A 20,714-nucleotide genomic window follows, 5' to 3' on the forward strand; every position below is an offset into this window, starting at 1 on the left:
AGGTCCAGGCATGTTCGGCTGGAGATGTTCATATGGTTCAAAAGAGAGTTCCTAGTCGAAGGACGGAGGAGGAGAGCCATGACTCGTGTTGCGGTGATGGTCATTCATGGTCTGGGTATGCAAAAGGAAGATTATGCCGATACGCTCATTTCGCGATTGCATAAGGAATTCGATCAGGTTATGGTGTGGCCGGGAGCAGCCAAGCAGGTGCTGGATATCGAGCCGGTATACTGGGCTGACGTATTTGAGGAGCGCGAAGAGGCACTGTTTCAGCAGCTGGTCAGCTCTCAGGGATTAAATTATCAGGTGCTGCGACGTTTTGTTATCCATTATCTGGCAGACGCCGTAGCTTATCAGCCTGTGGAACATCAGGGCCATAACTACGATGCAGTTCACCGTACACTGAACCGGGCGATGCATGCACTTGCTCAACGGAACGGGCCCGAAGCTCCGCTCTGCATCATTGCTCACAGCCTTGGCGCGGTGATTGCAAGTAATTTTTTCTATGATCTGCAATATCCGTCCAGTCGCATACCCTCCATCGTGGATGTTACGTCCGCATTGGAACGGGGAGATACCTTAACGAACTTTTATTCCTTTGGTACGACGTTGCCGCTGTGGAGCTTGCGTTATCACGACTTCAGTCGTCCGATTCAGGTCCCTTCGCCACTGGCAGGGCAGTATTTCCCTGGGCTGGAAGGGGAATGGGTTAACTTTTATGATCGGGATGATATTCTGGGTTACCCGCTGCGTCCCATTGATCCGGCATATGAGGCGGCGGTCAAGGAAGATATGGAAATTAACTCCGGTGGGTTGATCGGGAGCTGGAATCCGCTAAGCCATGGGGGTTATTTCTCGAATGGAACCATGAATCGGAGAATTGCACAGGGATTGGCTCGAACATGGACGTGGGTGAATCGTGATTTATATTAAATGTTATATGTGGGGAGGAGGATCATTATTATGGAATGCAGGACAGGCTGTGCCGCATGTTGTATCGCGATTTCCATCTCATCGCCCATACCGGGCATGGCTGAGGGCAAGCCCGCAGGTGTGCGCTGTGTACAGCTGACGGAAGACAATCGCTGCGGAATTTTTGGTCAGAAGGAGCGCCCAGCTGTATGCAGCGGATTGCAGGCTTCGGAGGAGATGTGCGGCAGTACGGACCAGGAGGCCTTTGAACGATTAAGCTGGCTGGAGCAGGAGACTGCACCAAGTTCAGCGTAACAGCTTGTGTTGGGTTAAAAGGATAATTATACTTCATATGGAAGGTGATTGAAGTTAGAAAGGGGAGGTTGTGGTTGATGGGACTTGCCAAACGGTTTGTCACGGTGGTCGTGAATATGGTTGGGGAGTTATGGATGGGATTCTACAGGCGAAACTCGGACTTCTACGATGAGCAGACAACAGGGTCAAAGAGCAAACTTGGGTATTTTTCATTTATTATGGCGGCGGCTGCTGTAACCGTAGGCATCGTAAGCTGGATGTACAGTCGGATGTATTCATAATTCAAGTCAGAACATAGAAGAGAGTATCCGCAGTGTGAAAATCAGGCGGATACTCTCTTTGCTGAGTTCATCTACTTCACTTATCTGTTCGCCACGAGAACACGGGCAGAAGGCTTCGGTTCTTTGAACATCATATAGTACATCAGCGATGATATCACGTATAGACTGCCAGTAATACTGAACGTGATTGCATAACCCCAATACGTGCCATAAGTGGTCACGAGGTAAGATTGTACAGGGCCCATGGTAGCCCATCCAATCATAAAGGCGGTCTGCATTAGTGAATTGGCGATTCCACGACGTTTGTCCGATACTCGGTCCACCAGAATGGCGGATTGAATCGGATTGGCTGCATTCATCAAGGCTTGTCTAAATAAGAAACTTACCGAAGCGATGAGCAGCATATTCGTGAAGCCAGTCAACAGCAGGAAGGGCAGTGACATGACCTGGAAAATGACAACTGCCCGAACACTTCCCACCTTGGCCGCGAGTGTAGGTCCGATCAGCATCGATACAATGGTCATGATCTGACCCAATGAAATCAGCAGACTCATGGCGCTCAAGGATACCGAGAATCGGTTGGTAAAGTACAGATTCAGATAAGGGACAACCAGTCCCGAACCAAATCCGATTAATAATTGGGTCACTACAAATTGACCAATCAATCGGGAATCTTTCTTTTGGCTGTAGGTGTCGTTATTCCTGCCTTGTTCCGGGGGTTGATCGACCCCTTGTTCGCCGCCTGTTGCTGATGCTACAGATTTAGAAGCGGATGGCACCGGAGTATCAACTTGAGGTGCCTTCTTATCCTCGGACACAAACAACATCGGGATAAATGCGACAAGTGTAGCAGCGCCGCCCATGAACAATACGGTCTGCAGTCCTGTGACTTTGGCAAGGCCTGCTGTATGAAGCAGGTCTGCAAACACTCCGCCACCCAAGCTGCCTAGTACCTGAGAAGCAAGCACGAGGGAGGAGTAATAGCTGAACATCTTTAGCCGTTGACTTTTCTTCACATTCTCAGCGAGGAAAGGAATGGCCAGCACCTGAAATACACCAGCGAAAAGTCCTGAAAATACAGCAAACCAGATCAGTCCGCTGGCAGAATAATCGAAGGAACGGCCAATCAGGAAGATTCCACTGAACAAAGCGCCGGTAATCAGCAGTCGCTTGCGACTGAAGAAATCGCCGCAAAGTCCAATGGGAACAAACATAATCGCTGTCGCTAATGATTGAATACTTACAATCTGGCCGTTCATTGTATCATTGTAGCCCAGACCCTGAATGTACAGATTGTACAAGACAGAGAACATGCCATTTCCGATCTGATACAAGATGCTTGCCAGAAAAAACAATTGAATATTGCGGGACCAGCCCCGAATTTCAGCATGAATCTGTTGTAGAAGTCTCAAGTGGTTTCCCCCAGTCTGCCTGTACAGTAAATTTAGTTTAACAGGAATGGGGGATTTGCGGAAGAATTGACCACTGTTTATTTTGCGGTGGGGGTTTCCAGCACTCGGGCAATCACGAATCCATCGTAGCCTTTACTGCCTACAGTTTGCAGTGCCGTAGCTTCAAGGCGAGGATTGTCAGCAATTAATTTCAGGAAAGAGCGAACGCCCTGAACTCTGGAGTCTGTGCTTTCTTTATTTATAACTTCACCGTTCCTGACGATGTTGTCACCAATAATAAGACTTCCCGGACGAGCCAGACGAAGCGCCCATCGCAGATAATCAGGATTACTCGGTTTGTCCGCATCGATGAAGATAAAATCAAAGGGTTCCCTGTACTCTTCCTGAACGTCGGGAAGGGTAGTCAATGCAGGGCCAACTCGAAGATCAACCTTGTGAATTAGTCCTGCACGCGTAAGGTTGGTTCGTGCCATGTCTGCATGATGTGGTTCAGCCTCCAACGTGACGATATGTCCATGTTCGGGAAGGGCTCTAGCCATCCAGATTGTGCTGTATCCGCCAAGCGTACCGATTTCCAGCACACGTGTTGCGCCCTGTATTTGAAGCAGGAGTTGCAGCAGTCTCCCTTGATTGGCTGCAACATCATGAGCAGGCAAACCGGCCTCGGCATTGGTACGCAGAGTTTGCTCCAGCAGGGAGTCGGAGGGAATCAGCAGATCATTCAGGTAATCGTCAACTTGACTCCAGGTATGTTGGTTAGAAGCATTTACACTTTTCATAGTCACATGTTCCTTTCCAATTGCATGTATTGGATTTCATGCTTCAACTATAAGATGAACAAATATATAAATAAAATATATATTATGTATGTTAATATAACTTTAGATTATATATGTGTGATATGAAGGAGGCATAACGGTTGAATTTGCACGGATTACGATTGTTTCATGCCATTGTGAGATATGGGGGAGTCACGCGTGCAGCAGAAGAACTCAACATTAGTCAGCCTGCGGTATCCTCCCAGGTGAAGAAATTTGAACGGGAACTGGGCATTCCATTATTCGCTGCGGAGGGGAGGAGACTGGTTCTAACGGATGCTGGGGTACAGTTAACGGGCTATGCGGAACGTTTGTTCATGCTGGAGCAGGATGTCGAGAACTTTGTGCAGGATTTTCGGGCGGGTAAGAAAGGGCTGATTCGTCTTACTGCAACCTATTTGCCCTCGAATTTTTTGCTGCCTGGGTGGATTGCCCGTTTCAAGCAAATGCATGAGGAGGTGGAACTGGTTGTGAGCACAACCAACACCCGGATGGCTTTTGACCAGTTGCTGCGTTATGAGGCAGAGATCGCAGTTTATGGTGGCAGTGGAATAACACATCAAGGCGTCCATTGGGACGAATTGTTTGAAGATGAAATGTGGTTTGTGGTACATCCCGATCATCCTTATGCGGGAAAGGAAATTGAGCTGCATGAGATGGTTGCGGAGCCCTTCATCATGCGCGAAGAAGGCAGCGCTACGCGTGAGCGTCTGGTCTCTCTTTGCACAACCAATAACCTGGCTGCTCCCCGCATTGCCCTTCAGTTCAATGGACTGAACGAGACGATCAGTGCGGTGAAAGCAGGTTATGGGGCTAACTTTATTTCTTCTCTGGTCGTGAAGGAAGATGTACAGCAGGACAGGCTTGCACGAGTATTCGTTCGAGGTGTACAGCTGAAAAACACGGTTGCTGTATGTACACGAGCAGGGGAAGTATTGTCTCCTGCCGCACAGCATCTGGTCGAACTTATCAGACAGGAAGCATCATTGATCAGATAATATAGTTCAATTTTAATAGGGCTAGCTCCCCGTGTTGTTCGTCTCTTCTCTGGCTGCTCCCCAGGAGTATAATCGGGCGTACAGGGTTACTACACCTATGATCAGGACAGGTATCCAGACTGCCATCATTGGCACATGATGGAACAGCAGTGCAGCTAGAATAACGCCGGTCAGATAGATCACAACAGCACCTGCACGGAGGTAGGCATCTGGTGACAGCTCTTTGGCCAGCGAGCGGATATTGGCGTGACGCAGTCGCTGTAGGATGCTAACGGCATCCTCAACCACGGCCGCCAGATTATTAGTGAGCACGGTTGTTGATATGCCGGCAATACCTATTCTGCGTGCGGCTGTCGTCTGCATCCCCATGGCGGCGGCCAGCATGGCAATTAGCAAATAGGATAATTGTTCCGAATACGGACTGATCATGGCAATGGCAAAGAGCAGAAGCAATATGCTTTCTACAGTGAACACGGCTGTGACCCGGGAAGACCAGCCATTTTTTGTTTGCACATGACCAATCATGTGTGCCGCGATGGCATTTCCGGCAATAAAACCAATGAGGGCAAGGAGCGAACGAAGTACGACAAATTCCTGGGCACGGGAAACCGCAATTCCCAGCAACACAATATTGCCCGTCATATTGGCTGTAAGCACATGTCCGAGTCCAAGATATCCGATCACATCGACCATTCCGGCAGACATACAGAGCAGCAGCAGTGCATATTTTTGGAGGGTGTATTGGTTCATAGTGATCTGTCCTTTCAAAAAGAGTAACCCCTCCAGTATACAGCCATATCGCTTGTTCCTTCAAAATGAAGTTCATGTGTAATACGAACTTAATTATAGTAGAACTTTGTTCAATTCGCCCAAGTTGAATTAAGGTCCCGCGAGCCAGTCAAACATATTGTTCACTGCTGCCCTATGCATCCTCTCATGAAAACGATGATCCTGTCCTCCATAAGCGTGAAACGTTACGTTAGCGCCTCTGCGCTTCAACCAATGGTACATCCGGGTTCCATGACTGTAATCCACCTGCGTGTCAGACGTGCCGTGCATGATCAGCACCGGACAGCGAAGTTTATGTGCACTCGACAGGGGGGAACGTGCAAGATAAGCTTCGGGAACTGCATGTGGGGAACCACCGAGCACTCGTTTCAATGTGCGTCTCAGGTCAGTTCGTTCATGATAGGTGCGCTCCACATCGGCGACACCGCTCCAAAGCACGAGCTTATGCACTTGGTCCGGTCCCTCATTGTAGGTGGTTGCTGTATGTACGGCATTAATAGCTCCTCGGGAGAATCCCATTAGGGATATCCGTGTTGGATCGGCAAAAGGCCACCCTTGCACAAGCCGATAAGCGGCATGCACATCCTCGGCATCACTTCCTCCGTACTCGTCACGTCCTTCACCGCCCTCGTTGCCACGATAGGATGGAGCGAACACGATATAACCCTTCTGGACAAATTGCTCAAGCCAAGCGGTATTTACCCCTCCATAGTTACCCAGTCCGCCTCGGCAATAGATCAGAACTGGCCATCGTCTAAGACGATCGTCCACAGTTTGTTTCGTTACAGCAGGATAGCGGCTTGCGAGCGGTTGCAGCTGCATGCATTCTGACATGAAATGCACGTCAGGGAAAGAAGAGAGGGCATGAGAACTTTCATATGCCGGGAAGGTGGATAAGGAGCATCCGTCAGGGAGGCATAAATAGCCTTTTACCCGAAGCGAATCAGACGAATACGTCACTAGATAGAGCAGGGCTATCGACCTCTTTTCTCAGTGATGGCGTGGTAAACGACGGTGATACTTCTTTAGGATGCGCGTAAAACAAGTTCCCATACTCTCCAGGCCGCAACGTCTGTTACGGGTGAGAAATTCGTTTATTGGCTCCATATGATTTATAATGGTTCAGAAGACATGTGGATTGCTCCACAGTACTCTTTACTTATAAAACAATTTTAGTGTGCACGAAGAAAGGAAGAAAGCTATGATGAACGCTCCACATCCGATTGATCAATTCAAGAAATTCAAATATGAAATTACGAGATTTATGATGATCTATAAATTTGCTTTGGATCAAATGGAGACCAAAATCGAGGTGCTGAAGGAAGAGTTTCAGTCCCTGCATGATTACAGCCCGATTGAACATACCAAATCCAGGTTGAAATCACCTGAAAGTATTATGAACAAGATGTTCCGCAAAAATCATGAGTTAACCTTTGACAGCATCAAGAAAAATATTAAGGATATCGCCGGCGTTCGTATTACCTGCTCGTTTATCTCCGATATCTATCGGATTAAGGATATGTTGTGCAATCAAAGTGACCTGCGTGTTCTTGAAGTAAAAGATTATATCGAGAATCCGAAGCCCAACGGCTACCAAAGTCTTCACCTTCTGGTGGAGGTGCCAGTCTACATGTCCAATGGGGAGGAACGGGCATGTGTGGAGATTCAGATTCGTACAATCGCGATGGATTTCTGGGCAAGTCTGGAGCATAAGATCTTTTATAAATATAATAAAGATGTTCCCGAACGTTTGACCAGGGAACTGAAAAGTGCGGCAGATTCTGCCAACGCACTGGATCAACAAATGGAGAGACTTCACCGGGAGATTCAGGAGATCAAGGACGCCGAGAATGAGCGGGACGAAGAAGAACTGCGCCGTATTATTATTAACAATCAACAGTTCACCTTGCCATCCAACCTGCTCAAGTTGTTGGGAGACGGGGAACACTAATTCATATGAAAAGTACACCAGCTTCTTTAAGTACCGATTCTACATCCCGCGTACGTATGGCATTAATTCTGGGGACACTGTCAGCCTTCGGGCCGTTGTCCCTGGATATGTATTTGCCAGCATTGCCTACCCTCGCTGATGAATTCCAGTCATCAACTTCCTATGCCCAGCTTAGTCTTACGGCATGTATGGTCGGACTGGCGGTAGGACAACTGCTTGCCGGACCTTTAAGTGATGTGCGTGGCCGCCGTACGCCGCTTATTGCAGGTCTTGTACTTTATACGATCGCTTCCATACTCTGCCTGGTCAGTCCGACGATGGGTTCTTTTGTAGCCCTGCGCTTTATTCAGGGGGCAGCGGGGGCTGCCGGAATTGTCATCTCGCGTGCGGTTGTAAGGGACGTATATTCCGGGCCGGAGCTGACACGCTTCTTCTCCCTGCTAATGCTGATTAATGGTGTCGCTCCGATTGCTGCACCCATTATTGGTGGACAATTGCTTGTGTATACGTCATGGCGTGGCGTATTTATTTTGCTGAGTATTATCGGCATGTTGACTTTGGTAGCCGTGGTGCTTGGTCTTGGAGAGACGCTGCCTTCAGAACGCAGATCCAGCGGAGGACTCAAGCAGACTCTGACGACATTCCGCAAAATTGCCGGGGATCGTTTATTTATGGGATATGCTTTAACCCAGGGGTTCGTAGCAGCTGGCATGTTTGCCTACATATCGGGTTCACCCTTCGTTTTGCAGAAAATATATGGCATCTCCCCGCAAATGTTCAGTGTCTGCTTCGCCATTAACGGGCTGGGTATCATTCTGGCAAGTCAGATTGCCGGGAGACTTGCAGGTAAAGTATCTGAGACCCGGTTGTTAATCGCCGGCCTGTTAACTGCTGCTCTGGGAGGAACATCGCTGCTCGTTGCGATTTTGGTTGGAGGCAATCTGATCTCGGTTCTGATCCCTTTATTCCTGGTCGTATCCAGTGTAGGGTTGGTCAATACGGCTTCTTTTGCACTGGCGATGGCCAATCAGGAGAAATCGGCAGGCAGTGCTTCTGCACTTATTGGGGTCATGACGTTCCTGTTCGGTGGCATTGTCGCTCCACTCGTAGGTCTGGGAGGAGAAGGAACGGCTGTGCCGATGGGAATGGTTATCGCCTGTGCTGATCTGGGCGCATTGCTGCTGTATGTAGTTATGGTGGGCAAGAGCGGTAGACTTCAGAATAAACAGCGTCTGAATTGAAATGTTGATGCGTTAATGTTCTGGCTAACAAATTAACTCGCTCTTATAAAAAATATCATAAAAAAGCGCTCCAGATGAAGGCTCGTTCTTTCAACTGGGGCGCTTGTTCTATGTCCGATCAGGTTTAGCAGAGAGCGAACAGAATTTGAGTGTTGAGCAGGATACCTGGAGTTAGGAATGGATAGAAGTATCCCACGACAAACCCGAACAAATTAACGGCTGGCCACATCAGGTAAACATCATTGTACGTAAATACAAGAGACCAGCGGTTGTAACAGAAATTTTGCAATACACGCTGCTCTGGATTACGTGGCGTTGCAACACCCGATTGGGCGAATTGAACGGCTTGACTCAGGCTCTGCGGTTGTTGCTGGATAAACAGCGGAAGAAGACCGGGACTGCTTTTGATCAGGTTATACAGAAAAATCATTTCTGCAGGGGGTTGACCTACTGGGCGTGGATAAGCACTGAGCAGAGTGGGCAGATTGCCCTGTGTTAACTGAGCGGGGATACCTGGTGCTGTACTGGGAACGCCCCCAGGAAAGTACGGAAGTTGACCTCCACTGCCTCCGCCTGGAATGAATGGGGGTAATTGAAACGAGCAATCTTCATCATATCCTGAATAGGCGTTATAGACGTAACTCATATACGAACATCCTTCCTGTCGTCGTATTCTGGAATCAGCATATGGCGGCATCCGCCTAGATGTGAATTATAGGAATGAAGAGCCCGTATGATTATAAACGCCACAACCCATTGACAACTTCATTGATAACAATTATCATTGTCAATGGAATTGGACAAAAATACATACAAGTATTTTATGCATGAGCAATGTATAAACGTCTACATTTGTCATAACAACTCAATGAATTGAGTTGTTCATCTTGAAAGGGGACAGTCACGTGTTTAAGAAAAATAAAAAAATGATCTTGCTTCTGATTACCGTCATGTTCATGTCCATTTGGCTGGCAGCATGCGGGTCGAAGCCAGGTACGGCAGCTAGTGAGAACAATGCAGCAACGGAGGCTGAGACACAGACAGAAGCTCCGGCAGAACGTACATTGACAGATGCCATGGGCCACGAAGTGAAAATCCCTGCAAATCCGGAACGTATCATCGCTTCGTATCTGGAAGATAATCTGGTTACACTCGGCGTTAAGCCAGTTGCCCAATGGTCGGTAGCCAACGGAATCCAGGAATATCTGCAAAAAGATCTGGAAGGCATTCCTACCATTGCATTCGATCTTCCGTTCGAAGCGGTAACAAGCTTCAATCCTGATCTGATTATTATCGGTTCGGAAAGTGTGGTAGAAGGCGAGAAATACGCGCAATACAGCAAGATCGCGCCTACGTATGTGCTTGGTGATGAGATCAACAGCGACTGGCGTAAAACATTGCTGAAAATCGGCGAGATTTTGAATAAAGGCAATGAAGCACAAAAAGCGCTGGATGATTACGAAGTTAAAGCTACAGAGATCAAGGAGAAGATCAATACCGTTACAGGTGGAACGAAATCGGCAGCGGCCATTTGGTTGGTTAGCGGCAAGTTCTTCATTGTAAGTGACAACGTATCAAGTGGAGAAGTGATGTACAAAGAACTTGGACTTGCTGAGCCCGAAGTGGTGAAAGAAATCTCTGCCAATGCGACAGGTAACTGGTCTTCCATCTCGCTGGAAAAATTGGCTGAAATGAATGTAGACTACTTGTTCTTTGTAAACAGTGATGAAGGTACTGCCTCAGAAGCACTAAAAGATCCGGTATGGCAAAGCATCCCGGCAGTGAAAAATGGTAACTTGTTTGAATTTACCCGTTCGAGAAGCTGGTTGTATAGCGGAGTTCAAGCGAACCTTCAAATTATGGAAGACATTCAGAGCAGCATCGTTAAATAATGTTCGTGCATTTGAATTGCATGTTCAAACTCCTAGGTGCAATGAGTACCCGGGAGTTTTTTTTTGTTAGTCTAGCATTTTACGATATATAATAAAGAGGCATTGTCGTGCAGGTGAGGTGTTACTTCACGATCAGGAAAGGGGATAGTTGGAAATGTTCACATTGGATCCGCGGGAATTAACAGGCAGAGATAATTACAAACTGATGAGTGGATCGGTGGTACCACGCCCGATCGCTTTTGTTACAACACGTTCTCAAGATGGTAATGTCATTAATGCAGCGCCATTCAGTTTCTTTAATGTGGTCAGCTCTGATCCGCCGCTGTTATCCATTTCGATTGCTCGCAAGGATGGCGTTATGAAGGACACAGCGCGCAATGTGCTTGCCGGGAAGGAACTGGTTGTACATATCTGTGATGAATCGATTGCTCTTGATATGAACGAGACAGCGGCTATGCTGGAACCTCACGAAAGTGAGCTGGAACGGACAAATCTGACGACTGTGCCAAGCACTGTGGTCTCTGTACCGGGTATTCAGGAAGCGCTGATTCGGATGGAGTGCAAGTTGTATCAACATATTCCGATATCGAACGATGAGGGACAACCTGTCAGTGATCTGATTCTGGTTCGTATTGTACAGTATCATTTCAGTGAGAAAGTATATGATCCTGCTACCAAATATATATTAATGGATCAGCTGAAACCGATCAGCAGGCTGGCCGGGAATGACTATGCCAAATTGGGCGAGAGGTTTACGGCGATCCGACCTGTGTAGATTTTTGGACAGGTCCCAGGGCCATTGAGGCGTCTGGATCAAAATATACATAGAATCGTCGTTTGGTTAAGGCGGGCAACATGTGCGTATATTCGCATGTGTTGCCCGCCTTTGCTTGTGTGGTGAACATAAACGGGACTAGCCATGAATAGACTTGTACTATATATCCTGCACATGTGACATGAACCTATTTATATATAAGGAGGTTGGAGCCGATGAACCATCTAGATGGAACAGCAGCGGTAAGTATCATGGGAATAGGAACGGCATTGCCTGTTCATCGCATTGATCAAAAGGATGTGTCTGCCCGGCTTGCACAAGCGCTGGAGCATGAGCCGGATTCCAGACGGTGGGCCAAGCGAATCTTCAACCAGTGCGGGGTGGAGACGCGTTATACGTGTGAACCGAACCTGTTAGAGCCTGTAGATTCCTGCCGTTATCTGCCCTTTACCCAGACGGAGAACGTTCCGACCACTGCCGAACGTATGGCCAAATATAAGGAAGCTGCCGTTCCGCTTGGAATTAAGGCCGCACGTCAGGCGCTTGACGACGCCGCGGTGACGACTTCAGAGATTACACATCTCATTACGGTCAGTTGTACAGGACAATTCCTGCCCGGTCTCGATGTTCGGCTGATTCAGCAGCTTGAACTGTCACCACGTGTAAACCGGATTCCGCTTGTATTTCAAGGTTGTGCTGCGGGTCTGAAAGCAATTCAGTTGGCGAATTCGATGGTAACAAGTGATGAATCCGCCAAGGTTCTTATCGTATGTGTGGAACTGTGCACCCTTCATTTCCAGCCATCCGCCGAGCGGGACGATCTGTTTGCAGCATCCTTTTTTGGGGATGGTGCATCTGCCTGTGTTGTTGGCCTGGCCGAAACGGGACAGAAAGAACTATTCCGACTGGGGAGTGGACACTCGGTGTTGCTGTCAGACTGTGCGGAAGAGATGATCTGGGAAGTGGGCAATACCGGCTTCGATCTGTATCTCTCACCACAGATTCCGAAGCTGCTCGGCCTTCATCTGGGTCCAGAGGTTGAACGATTGCTGGGTAGCCGTGATTTACCGGAAATCTGGGCAATCCACCCTGGAGGCAGAGGTATCGTTGATGCAGTACAGAAGCTGTACCAACTCTCGGATGAGCAGGTCGCTTACAGTCGAAACATTTTAAGGGATTATGGCAATCTGTCTTCTGTGACGATTCTGTTTGTCTTACAAGCGATCCGGAATGATTACTGCCAGAGGGAAGTGGCATCCAGCGGAATTGCACTTGCATTTGGACCAGGTCTGACCGCGGAATTGCTTCCTTTTACGTACGTTCCAGAATTCGTTAAGAAAAGAGAACCTGTGAATTATGGCATGATTTAAGCCGATTCGCCAATAAAACTTCATTTACCATTCTGATACAGAGGAGCTTGGGTATGGGATATCGCAGCCTTGTTGTCCTCATTAGCCGATATCCGCGATTCATCATTCTCTGCTGGGTATTTATCATCGGGATGTCAGCCATCTGGGCGTGGAAATTGCCTGGTATTGTTCAGGACCATGGACTGAACTTGAACCAAGGAGAGGCTCATGCTGTTGAGCTTATTCTTGAGAAAGAGTTCCATGTGCCTACTGATCCGGTAATTCTTTTATTTGAAAAAAAGACAGGCACTACCCCCGCTGAATTCCGAGGCTGGATGAAAGAACGTCTGCAACAGGTTCGAACGATATCAGGTGTAACGGCCATAATCTCTCCACTTGAAGCAGGTGGAAGCCATATGCTGCGTGGGGATGTGGCCTATGCTCTCCTGGGGTTTGATGTACCCTCTCACAAAATGGGCCCGCCGCTGGCACAGCTGCGTTCCATGTTTGCAACACCAGAGGGTCCGGGAACGGTCCAAATCACGGGCAAATCGGTTGTACAGCAGGATGTAAACCGTTTGAGTTTTCGCGATTTGGAGCAGGCAGAGATAGTGGGCTTGCCGCTTTCCTTCGTCATTTTGTGTTTTGCATTCAGAGGCCTATATGCGGCACTGATTGCAGTCATTATGGGAGTATCTGGCGTCATAACGGCAATGGGAGTTACATCCCTGATGGGTTACCATCTGGAACTCTCCAACTTTGTTATCAACGTGATTCCCATGGTGGGAATGGCGCTCAGCATAGATTTTGCACTTATTATTTTGAGCAGGTACAGGGAGGAGCTTCAGCGAGTTCAGAAAAGGGAAGAAGCAGGTGCAGGAGAAGAGGAAGTCTTGCAAAGAACGCTGCGTACAGCAGGAAGAGCCGTATTCTTTTCTGCTGCTTGTGTTCTGCTGGGATTGCTCGGTTTGCTCTGGATCAGGCTGCCCATGTTCCTGAGCGTATCTTTGGGAGCCATTATCGTTCTCGTAATATCGGTACTGCTGAATATAACCCTGCTGCCAGCGATTCTATCGCTATATTCTGTACGGATCTTTAGACAAAAGTCAGGGTATTCATCCCCTTTCAGGCGGGAGCCGCTTGAGCAAACGTTGCCGTCACGTTCGTTCTGGTCACTCTGGTCAGGCATCATTATGAAACGACCGATTCGCATGACATTGCTTGGAACGGGTGCATTGCTTCTTTTGGTCCTACCAGCTACCCGATTAGAGCTGGCCATCCCGGATGCTGCTTCCTTGCCTGTCCGCTTGGAGTCTCGCCAGGCGACCGAGCAGTTACAGCGCATCTTTGGACAAAAGAATGTCTCCGCTGTAGAAATTGTGATTGGTGGAACGACAGAGCCGCTAACTGCCTCCCACTGGCGGATTGCGTTGAATAAAATGCGAGAGCTTGAGCAGGATTCGAATGTAGTGAGTGTTGAATCCGCATGGGGAATCATGCTGCCGGACAAGCTCTCCGACCAAGCTCCATCTCAAATGAACATTTTATCACCATCTCTGCGTGAAGCACTGAAAGAAACCAAATCTCAGCCCCCTGCATGGCTGCGTTCATATATGTCTGACCACTCCATTCGTATTGTGGCGACCATTCACGGAGCATCGGGTTCAGATGAGACTGCATCCTGGCTCGAGCAGATGAGGGCGAAGGACGCCGCTGACTCCTCATCCTTCATACCGCTGCGTTATGGCGGGGAAGCAGTCAAGCAGCATGAAATCATGGAAGAGGTTTCAGGGCAGCTGCCTAAAGTGCTGGCGTTTGTTGTGGTATCCAATTATTTGGTGTTGCTCGCAGCATTCCGTTCACTGCTTATCCCCATAAAGGCCATTCTGATGAACTTGCTCAGCTTGGCGGCTTCATTCGGTGTGCTGGTCCTGATCTTCAATCAGGGACACTTTGGTATGGAGCCATCTGCCATTGCCATTATGATTCCCGTATTCATCGCCGGGCTGGTCTTTGGTATTTCGATGGATTATGGTGTATTCATGCTCACCCGCATTCAGGAAGTATACAAACGAACTGGCGACAGCGAACTGGCTGTACAGCAAGGACTGGCTACAACCGGGCGATTGATTACCTCGGCGGCTGCGATCCTGCTGGCAGTGACTGTGCCATTTGCCTTTGCTGACGTGGCGGGTGTGAAGCAACTGGGGATCGGGATTACCTCGGCGGTACTGATTGATGTTACAATCATCCGTCTCGTACTGGTGCCTGCGCTGATGAAACTGATGGGCAGATGGAACTGGTGGCTTCCGGGGCAGAGGGCATGAAGAGGATAACCATCAGGGGTGTCAGGATAAAGAAGGGTATTCACGTAACCTGAGTTCAGGTAGGCGGAGAATATCCTTTTTTCATCAAAATAGATTGAATTCAGGCCAAAACAGGCAATAATATTCAATTCATGCCCTGTATGCTGTTTTATAATGATTGGACAAGCCTAACATTTCTTTTTTTATTACATACAACTATCATTTGAACCAACTGGAGGGATGAACAGTAATGTCGGATATTGAATCCTATCTGCAAAAGCAGACAAGCCCGCGTGGACGCTCCGCGTATCAAAAGGGTCAATCCCTTGAGCAATGGCGCAGCCAGTTGCGAACACGAATTAAAGAGCGGCTGGGCGGTTTCCCAAGTGTAGCGGCCGAGCTAAATCCCGTATTGCTCGAACGCATCTCATGTGACGGCTACATCCGGGAGCGGGTTGAGATTACGACGTATGCGGGATTGCGCATGCCCATTTATGTTTTGATCCCTAATGAAGTAAGCGTTACCAATGAGTTGCGGCCAGCTATTGTAGCCTGTCATGGACACGGGTACGGCAGCCGGGAGATCTCCGGTATGGAGCCAGACGGTTCACCGCGCAGGGGAGAACCCGGCTTGCATAAAGACTTCGCGGTCGCCCTTGTACAGCGTGGATATGTGGTTGCAGCTCCTGAATTACTTGGATTTGGTGACCGAAGGTTGCAGGAAGATCGGGATGCACCCCCTGGCACAAGCTCCTGTACCAAAATTGCCGCCCATCTGCTGATGACAGGGCAGACCCTTGCCGGACATCGAATCTATGAGACGATTCGAGTGATGGATTACGTAATCACTCGTCCCGAAGCGGATCCGTCGCGTATCGGCAGCATGGGCATTTCGGGCGGCGGGCTGGTGACGGCATTCACAGCTGCGCTGGATGAACGGTGTCGTGCGGCTGTAGTGAGTGGCTATGCAAGTACATTCCATGGCAGCATACTGGATCGGAATCATTGTCTGGACAATTATATCCCGGGTATTCTGCGGGAGGCGGAGCTGCCGGATATCATCGGTCTGATTGCACCTAGGCCACTATTGATTGAAGCGGGAAGTGAAGATCAGGTCTTTCCGCTACAAACTGCCAAAGAGGCGTATGCACGACTGACAGAAATCTATGAACATGCGGGAGCACGGGGATCGCTTGATGCGGACTTTTTTATCGGTGCACATGAGATCAGCGGAGCAAAGGCCTATGATTGGCTTAAGAACGTTCTGTAGGTCCGAATTGACATACTGAGAGGCTTAGGATATGAAAATCTGCAAGGGTATATAAGCGGGTTGCATCATTTCATTCGGATTGTTGTTTGCATACATGCATCATGTTTGGTCAAATCAATGGAATGAAAGGAGTGTTTAGTTATGAAATGGTCAAAGTCCGTGCGATATTTGTTCTGTCTCACTTTGTTCACAAGCCTGATTGGAGGTGTTCTGGCAGCTACTGGCGGACCAGTCGCCGAAGCAGCAGCAAATGAGTACAAATTTGATTTTGGTGCTGGTGCAGTTCAGAGCGGTTACACAGGTGTTCCGGCAACGGATGCCTATACTTCAGCGAAAGGCTATGGATTCAATACACCTGCCAATATGCGTAATGTAACGGCCTCTGGAACGGGCGTTGCAAGCGATGCCGTACAATTTGTCACCTTTGGCACGAAGAGCACAAACACGTTTAATGTGGACTTGTCCAACGGTCTCTATGAAGTCAAAGTGGTCCTGGGCAATACAGCCAGATCCAGTGTGGCAGCAGAGGGCGTATACCAGATTATCAATATGACAGGTAACGCTGCTACGGATCAGTTTCAAATTCCGGTAACGGATGGGCAGTTAAATCTACTGGTTACGGAAGGTAAGGCAGGCACTGCATTTACACTTAGCGCACTTGAAATCCGGAAAATATCGAATCAGACGGTGACGAACCGTACGATTTATATTGGCGGCGATTCGACGGTCTGCAATTATTATCCGCTCAGCAGCAGTATACAGGGTGGATGGGGGCAGCTGCTTCCTTCCTACGTGAATACCAGTACATTTCAGGTTCGCAATATGGCCTCAAGCGGTCAAATTGCAAGAGGCTTCCGTAATGATGGTCAGATGGAAGCGATTTTGAAGTATATTAAGCCAGGGGATTATTTTATTTTGCAATTAGGGATTAATGATACGAATGCCAAGAACAATACAACCGAAGCGGAGTTCAAGGAGATCATGCGCGACATGGTCCGTCAAGCCAAAACCAAAGGAGCTACCGTGATTCTGTCGACGCCTCAGGGCCGGGCAACCGATTTCAATTCAGCGAATGTACACTCGGCGGAGAATCGCTGGTACAATGCATCCACACGCGCGTTGGCTCAGGAAGAGGGAGTGACGCTGGTAGAACTGAACAAACTCAGTTCGGCCTATTTCACTTCCATTGGGCCGGCTGCAACACTGGCGTTGTACATGACAGGAGACACGCTGCATCCGAATCGTGATGGTGCTGCCCAGCTTGCACGAATCGTTGCTGCGGATCTGAGAAGACAGGGACTGGATGGATTTTGATATGGTTAAAATAGAGCTTATCTCCACTTCTCCTCGAAGCTAGATTGGACGGAGACAAATCGTAAAACCCAAAAATACCCCCGGGACGGCCACTTAATGGCGGCGTGTCCCGGGGGTATTTAATGATGGACCAAGTGACTACTCCATCATGTCCTTGGCCTCATGGTTGACCTTTTTACCTTTCAGCAGCGGTTCAAGTTCATCCTGGACACTCTGTTCCCACAGGGGTACGTCTGTGCGATAGGCTGCCCGTCCATTCAGGTGTCCGGCAACCGGTGCCGTGATGAAGACAAACACAATGCCAAGCAATACCCGAGCGCTGATATAGTTGTCGTAATACCAGAAGAAGAGAAACGTTCCACTTAGCACACACAGTACACCGAGCGTAGTACTTTTGGTAGCGGCATGTGCACGCAAATATACATCGGGCAGTCGAATCAGTCCAAACGCACTGAATGCGCTCAGTAGTGCTCCCAGCAGGACAATGAGTCCGATGACAATTCCGGCGGTTCCATCAACGATCTCCTTCATTTTTGAATACCGCCCCCCGTTCAATGTATCTTGCGAATGCAACTGTACTTAGAAAAGCGAGAATGCCGATCAGCAGAATAATATCCAGATAAGCTTGTGTATGAAGCATCATGGATAACACAGCAACGATGGCAATCACATTAATACCGATCGTATCCAATGCCGTTATTCGATCAGCCATGGAGGGGCCCCGCAGCACTCGATACAGACAACCCAGGATCGCCAGGGACAGAATTAGCAAGGAAATGAATAACAGTGAGGATAACATTATCGCGTCACCTCCATAATGGCTTTTTCGAACGTATTTTTGATATCATCACTCATTTTCTGTTCGTCTTTGATATCCAGCGCGTGTATATACAATTTGCGTTGATTGCCCGAAACTTCAAGTGGCAGGGAACCTGGTGTGAGTGAGATCATCAGACAGAGGAGTGTTACTTCCCAGTCAGAGGACAGCTGTGTCTGATAGGAAAATATGCCTGGACGAATATCAAGCTTGGGCTTCACAATCTGGCGAATAACCTCAATACTGGCCCGCACCAGTTCCTTGAACAGCAAGGCAATCAACTTGATGATCGCCCAGACACGAACGACGTAAAAACGTTCTGGAAAGAATCGCCGCATGCCTCCGATCAACAGCAGTCCCAGTAGATAACCTATTATAAAGCCAACGCCATTCCACGCATTATTCAGAAACATCCATACAAAGGCAATGATAAGATTAAGCACAATCTGAAAAGCCATACGTATCTACTCCTTCAATACTGCATCAATGTAAAGATTGGGATGCAGCAGAATGTCGCCTGCGCGGGAGGTCAGTTGGAACATGCCCTCAGCCCCCACACCCATCACGATGATGAACACACACAGAATTCCCGCAGGGATGAGCAGACCGTTCACGGCATAGGGTCTTCTCACTGTGCCTGCTGGTGGTTCACCCCAGAATGCTTGAATGAAAATGCGCAGAACCGAATATAACATCAGCAGACTGGACAGGACGGCAATGCCTGTCAGACCATACAACCCTGCCTGCAACCCGCCTTCGAACAGCAGCAATTTCCCAGGAAATCCACTGAATGGGGGAATGCCGGCCAAGGCAAGTGCGCTAATGAAGAACATCCAGCCAAGCAGTGGATAGCGATGGATCAGCCCGCCCATATTGTCAAGTTTGGAGGTTCCTGCGACCGCGATCAGAGCACCCCCGAGCAGGAAGAGCAGTGTTTTGATCAACATATCATGCAGCATGTAGAAGAGTAGACCTTCCAGTGACGGACGGCTGGCAGCGGCCATGCCGAAGGCTACAAATCCCACCCCTGCGATAACGTTGTAGATGAGAATTTTATTAACGTCACGATAGGACATGGCCCCGATTACCCCGAGTACCATGGTCGCTCCAGCCATCCAGCCGATAAGTGCATGGAAGAAATCCGGATCATGATAGAAGATCAGTGTGAATGTTCGCACAATAGCGTACAGGCCAACTTTGGTCAGCAAACCTGCGAATAGGGCGGTGACCACTGCCGGAGGGGCCGCGTAAGAGCCGGATAACCAGAAGAACAGGAATAGTCCGGCCTTGATGCTGAATACGATCAGGAAGAGGACAGCGATTAGGGTGATGACTCCACTCTGTCCGACTTCAGCGATCCGATTGGACAAGTCGGCCATGTTTAGAGTGCCGGTAATCGAGTATAGAAAGCCAATAGAGGCTACAAACAGTGCGGAAGAGACAATGTTAATCAATACATATTTAATCGTTTCCCGCAGTTGTCTCTCCGTACCTCCCAGTACAATCAGGGCATAAGAAGAGATGAGCATCAATTCAAAGCAGACAAACAGGTTAAACAGGTCTCCTGTAAGAAATGAACCATTTACACCCGCAATCAGAAAATGAAAGAACGGGTAAAAATGATGCTCTTCCCGCTCCCTGTTTACACTGCGGAAGGCGTAGAGCAGGCAGGCCAGCGCAATGATGGATGCAGCCACCACGAGCAAGGCCGATACCATATCGGCAACAAGCACAATGCCGTAGGGAGGTGCCCAACCTCCCATATTAAGCGTCTGAATCCCCGACTGTGCCACTTGGGTAATCAGTACGCTTGAAGCCGCTGCTGTTAGCAAAAGGCCAATAACGCTCACCAACCGTTGAATATCTGTCCGTCGAAAGAACAGGAGAGCAATAACTCCGGTAATCAGTGGCAGCAGAATGGGCAGCACAACGAGATTATTCATACGGGCGCCTCCTAACCTCTTCCATATCATCTGTTTTCAGCTTCAGATAGGAACGATAGGAGAGAACAAAGAAGAAAGCAGTTAATCCAAAATTGATGACGATGGACGTTAATATCAATGCCTGGGGAAGCGGATCGACATAGCGTTCAGCCTGCTCCCCAAGCAGTGGTGGTGCACCTGTTTTGAGTCGAGACATCGTGATCAGCAGCAGATGCACCCCATGAGTGAGTATGGACATGCCGAGCACGATCCGGAGCAGGCTCCGCGATAAGATTAAAAAGACGGCGACCGCAAACAATATGCCAACGGCCACGCACATCAATATTTCCAT

At 48.7% G+C, this 20,714-nt stretch carries 22 protein-coding genes; 12 read left to right on the plus strand and 10 right to left on the minus strand.

The features are described from left to right. Window positions 1-78 precede the first annotated feature (78 nt). The 3 genes from ACFTRD_RS09045 to ACFTRD_RS09055 all read left to right on the plus strand — a co-directional run bounded on the left by ACFTRD_RS09045 (window position 79) and on the right by ACFTRD_RS09055 (window position 1,508). Entirely contained in the window at window positions 79-933 is an 855-nt protein-coding gene (locus ACFTRD_RS09045) for a chemotaxis protein (RefSeq protein WP_192266728.1), read from the plus strand. 30 nt (window positions 934-963) lie between these two features. Beyond that, window positions 964-1,227 (plus strand): YkgJ family cysteine cluster protein, encoded by a 264-nt coding sequence (locus ACFTRD_RS09050; protein ID WP_379379003.1) that lies wholly within the window; start codon window positions 964-966, stop codon window positions 1,225-1,227. Between the two features lie 77 nt (window positions 1,228-1,304). Next, a complete protein-coding gene (locus ACFTRD_RS09055; protein ID WP_379379005.1) occupies window positions 1,305-1,508 on the plus strand; it encodes a hypothetical protein in 204 nt (67 codons plus the stop codon). 80 nt (window positions 1,509-1,588) lie between these two features. Here ACFTRD_RS09055 and ACFTRD_RS09060 read toward each other — a convergent pair whose 3' ends face one another. Beyond that, entirely contained in the window at window positions 1,589-2,920 is a 1,332-nt protein-coding gene (locus ACFTRD_RS09060; RefSeq protein ID WP_379379007.1) for an MFS transporter, read from the minus strand. Between the two features lie 77 nt (window positions 2,921-2,997). Continuing rightward, window positions 2,998-3,699, minus strand: coding sequence for an O-methyltransferase (locus ACFTRD_RS09065; protein WP_379379009.1), 702 nt, complete (start codon window positions 3,697-3,699; stop codon window positions 2,998-3,000). 140 nt (window positions 3,700-3,839) lie between these two features. Here ACFTRD_RS09065 and ACFTRD_RS09070 point away from each other — a divergent pair, with 140 nt between their 5' ends. Further along, complete coding sequence (locus ACFTRD_RS09070; protein ID WP_379379011.1) at window positions 3,840-4,736, plus strand: LysR family transcriptional regulator; 897 nt, start codon at window positions 3,840-3,842, stop codon at window positions 4,734-4,736. A 21-nt stretch (window positions 4,737-4,757) separates the two neighbouring features. Here ACFTRD_RS09070 and ACFTRD_RS09075 read toward each other — a convergent pair whose 3' ends face one another. Together ACFTRD_RS09075 and ACFTRD_RS09080 are read right to left on the minus strand one after the other, a co-directional pair. Further along, window positions 4,758-5,504 (minus strand): YoaK family protein, encoded by a 747-nt coding sequence (locus ACFTRD_RS09075; protein WP_379379013.1) that lies wholly within the window; start codon window positions 5,502-5,504, stop codon window positions 4,758-4,760. Between the two features lie 111 nt (window positions 5,505-5,615). Next, window positions 5,616-6,359: an alpha/beta hydrolase family protein gene (locus tag ACFTRD_RS09080; RefSeq protein WP_379379015.1), complete on the minus strand. Its 744-nt coding sequence runs from the start codon at window positions 6,357-6,359 to the stop codon at window positions 5,616-5,618. 370 nt (window positions 6,360-6,729) lie between these two features. On the opposite strand from ACFTRD_RS09080, the gene ACFTRD_RS09085 reads away from it, so the two are divergent. Then, the gene (locus tag ACFTRD_RS09085; RefSeq protein WP_192273398.1) at window positions 6,730-7,476 is read left to right on the plus strand and encodes a GTP pyrophosphokinase; all 747 of its coding nucleotides are present in this window, start codon (window positions 6,730-6,732) and stop codon (window positions 7,474-7,476) included. A 5-nt stretch (window positions 7,477-7,481) separates the two neighbouring features. Further along, window positions 7,482-8,717 (plus strand): multidrug effflux MFS transporter, encoded by a 1,236-nt coding sequence (locus ACFTRD_RS09090; RefSeq protein WP_379379017.1) that lies wholly within the window; start codon window positions 7,482-7,484, stop codon window positions 8,715-8,717. A gap of 124 nt (window positions 8,718-8,841) precedes the next feature. Here the strand turns inward: ACFTRD_RS09090 and ACFTRD_RS09095 are convergent, their stop codons facing one another. Continuing rightward, window positions 8,842-9,363 carry a hypothetical protein gene (locus ACFTRD_RS09095; protein ID WP_379379019.1) on the minus strand — a complete coding sequence of 174 codons (522 nt, stop codon included), beginning with the start codon at window positions 9,361-9,363 and terminating at the stop codon, window positions 8,842-8,844. 259 nt (window positions 9,364-9,622) lie between these two features. On the opposite strand from ACFTRD_RS09095, the gene ACFTRD_RS09100 reads away from it, so the two are divergent. The 6 genes from ACFTRD_RS09100 (at window position 9,623) to ACFTRD_RS09125 (ending at window position 17,623) form a co-directional block, all read left to right on the plus strand. Further along, window positions 9,623-10,609: an iron-hydroxamate ABC transporter substrate-binding protein gene (locus ACFTRD_RS09100; RefSeq protein ID WP_379379021.1), complete on the plus strand. Its 987-nt coding sequence runs from the start codon at window positions 9,623-9,625 to the stop codon at window positions 10,607-10,609. Window positions 10,610-10,763: 154 nt separating this feature from the next. Beyond that, on the plus strand, window positions 10,764-11,384 hold the full coding sequence (locus tag ACFTRD_RS09105; RefSeq protein WP_379379023.1) for a flavin reductase family protein: 621 nt from the start codon (window positions 10,764-10,766) through the stop codon (window positions 11,382-11,384). Window positions 11,385-11,599: 215 nt separating this feature from the next. Further along, window positions 11,600-12,754 (plus strand): type III polyketide synthase, encoded by a 1,155-nt coding sequence (locus ACFTRD_RS09110; protein ID WP_379379025.1) that lies wholly within the window; start codon window positions 11,600-11,602, stop codon window positions 12,752-12,754. A gap of 53 nt (window positions 12,755-12,807) precedes the next feature. Further along, window positions 12,808-15,060: an MMPL family transporter gene (locus ACFTRD_RS09115; protein WP_379379027.1), complete on the plus strand. Its 2,253-nt coding sequence runs from the start codon at window positions 12,808-12,810 to the stop codon at window positions 15,058-15,060. A gap of 229 nt (window positions 15,061-15,289) precedes the next feature. Then, entirely contained in the window at window positions 15,290-16,309 is a 1,020-nt protein-coding gene (locus ACFTRD_RS09120; RefSeq protein WP_379379029.1) for an alpha/beta hydrolase family protein, read from the plus strand. Window positions 16,310-16,450: 141 nt separating this feature from the next. Continuing rightward, the gene (locus ACFTRD_RS09125) at window positions 16,451-17,623 is read left to right on the plus strand and encodes a rhamnogalacturonan acetylesterase (protein ID WP_379379031.1); all 1,173 of its coding nucleotides are present in this window, start codon (window positions 16,451-16,453) and stop codon (window positions 17,621-17,623) included. Window positions 17,624-17,761: 138 nt separating this feature from the next. Here the strand turns inward: ACFTRD_RS09125 and mnhG are convergent, their stop codons facing one another. The 5 genes from mnhG to ACFTRD_RS09150 are packed head-to-tail and all read right to left on the minus strand — an operon-like array spanning window position 17,762 to window position 20,714. Beyond that, on the minus strand, window positions 17,762-18,154 hold the full coding sequence (mnhG, locus tag ACFTRD_RS09130) for a monovalent cation/H(+) antiporter subunit G (protein ID WP_113052387.1): 393 nt from the start codon (window positions 18,152-18,154) through the stop codon (window positions 17,762-17,764). Beyond that, the gene (locus ACFTRD_RS09135) at window positions 18,138-18,422 is read right to left on the minus strand and encodes a Na(+)/H(+) antiporter subunit F1 (protein WP_053782045.1); all 285 of its coding nucleotides are present in this window, start codon (window positions 18,420-18,422) and stop codon (window positions 18,138-18,140) included. The genes mnhG and ACFTRD_RS09135 overlap by 17 nt, the downstream gene beginning before the upstream one ends. Continuing rightward, entirely contained in the window at window positions 18,422-18,898 is a 477-nt protein-coding gene (locus ACFTRD_RS09140) for a Na+/H+ antiporter subunit E (protein WP_379379034.1), read from the minus strand. Before ACFTRD_RS09140 ends, ACFTRD_RS09135 begins: the two co-directional genes overlap by 1 nt. A gap of 6 nt (window positions 18,899-18,904) precedes the next feature. Next, a complete protein-coding gene (locus ACFTRD_RS09145; RefSeq protein WP_379379036.1) occupies window positions 18,905-20,383 on the minus strand; it encodes a Na+/H+ antiporter subunit D in 1,479 nt (492 codons plus the stop codon). Further along, complete coding sequence (locus ACFTRD_RS09150; RefSeq protein ID WP_192266744.1) at window positions 20,376-20,714, minus strand: Na(+)/H(+) antiporter subunit C; 339 nt, start codon at window positions 20,712-20,714, stop codon at window positions 20,376-20,378. Before ACFTRD_RS09150 ends, ACFTRD_RS09145 begins: the two co-directional genes overlap by 8 nt.

Origin of the sequence: Paenibacillus sp. NPDC056933, from assembly GCF_042674385.1 — a bacterium.
Lineage (GTDB): Bacteria > Bacillota > Bacilli > Paenibacillales > Paenibacillaceae > Paenibacillus.

Coding starts and splice junctions, on each gene's coding strand:
- ACFTRD_RS09050 (WP_379379003.1), top strand. CDS start 964: ATGGAATGCAGGACAGGCTGTGCCGCATGTTGTATCGCGATTTCCATC.
- ACFTRD_RS09055 (WP_379379005.1), top strand. CDS start 1,305: ATGGGACTTGCCAAACGGTTTGTCACGGTGGTCGTGAATATGGTTGGG.
- ACFTRD_RS09105 (WP_379379023.1), top strand. CDS start 10,764: ATGTTCACATTGGATCCGCGGGAATTAACAGGCAGAGATAATTACAAA.
- ACFTRD_RS09090 (WP_379379017.1), top strand. CDS start 7,482: ATGAAAAGTACACCAGCTTCTTTAAGTACCGATTCTACATCCCGCGTA.
- ACFTRD_RS09125 (WP_379379031.1), top strand. CDS start 16,451: ATGAAATGGTCAAAGTCCGTGCGATATTTGTTCTGTCTCACTTTGTTC.
- ACFTRD_RS09045 (WP_192266728.1), top strand. CDS start 79: ATGACTCGTGTTGCGGTGATGGTCATTCATGGTCTGGGTATGCAAAAG.
- ACFTRD_RS09120 (WP_379379029.1), top strand. CDS start 15,290: ATGTCGGATATTGAATCCTATCTGCAAAAGCAGACAAGCCCGCGTGGA.
- ACFTRD_RS09080 (WP_379379015.1), bottom strand. CDS start 6,359: ATGTCAGAATGCATGCAGCTGCAACCGCTCGCAAGCCGCTATCCTGCT.
- ACFTRD_RS09140 (WP_379379034.1), bottom strand. CDS start 18,898: ATGGCTTTTCAGATTGTGCTTAATCTTATCATTGCCTTTGTATGGATG.
- ACFTRD_RS09145 (WP_379379036.1), bottom strand. CDS start 20,383: ATGAATAATCTCGTTGTGCTGCCCATTCTGCTGCCACTGATTACCGGA.
- ACFTRD_RS09150 (WP_192266744.1), bottom strand. CDS start 20,714: ATGGAAATATTGATGTGCGTGGCCGTTGGCATATTGTTTGCGGTCGCC.
- ACFTRD_RS09085 (WP_192273398.1), top strand. CDS start 6,730: ATGAACGCTCCACATCCGATTGATCAATTCAAGAAATTCAAATATGAA.
- ACFTRD_RS09065 (WP_379379009.1), bottom strand. CDS start 3,699: ATGAAAAGTGTAAATGCTTCTAACCAACATACCTGGAGTCAAGTTGAC.
- ACFTRD_RS09135 (WP_053782045.1), bottom strand. CDS start 18,422: ATGTTATCCTCACTGTTATTCATTTCCTTGCTAATTCTGTCCCTGGCG.
- mnhG (WP_113052387.1), bottom strand. CDS start 18,154: ATGAAGGAGATCGTTGATGGAACCGCCGGAATTGTCATCGGACTCATT.
- ACFTRD_RS09115 (WP_379379027.1), top strand. CDS start 12,808: ATGGGATATCGCAGCCTTGTTGTCCTCATTAGCCGATATCCGCGATTC.
- ACFTRD_RS09110 (WP_379379025.1), top strand. CDS start 11,600: ATGAACCATCTAGATGGAACAGCAGCGGTAAGTATCATGGGAATAGGA.
- ACFTRD_RS09095 (WP_379379019.1), bottom strand. CDS start 9,363: ATGAGTTACGTCTATAACGCCTATTCAGGATATGATGAAGATTGCTCG.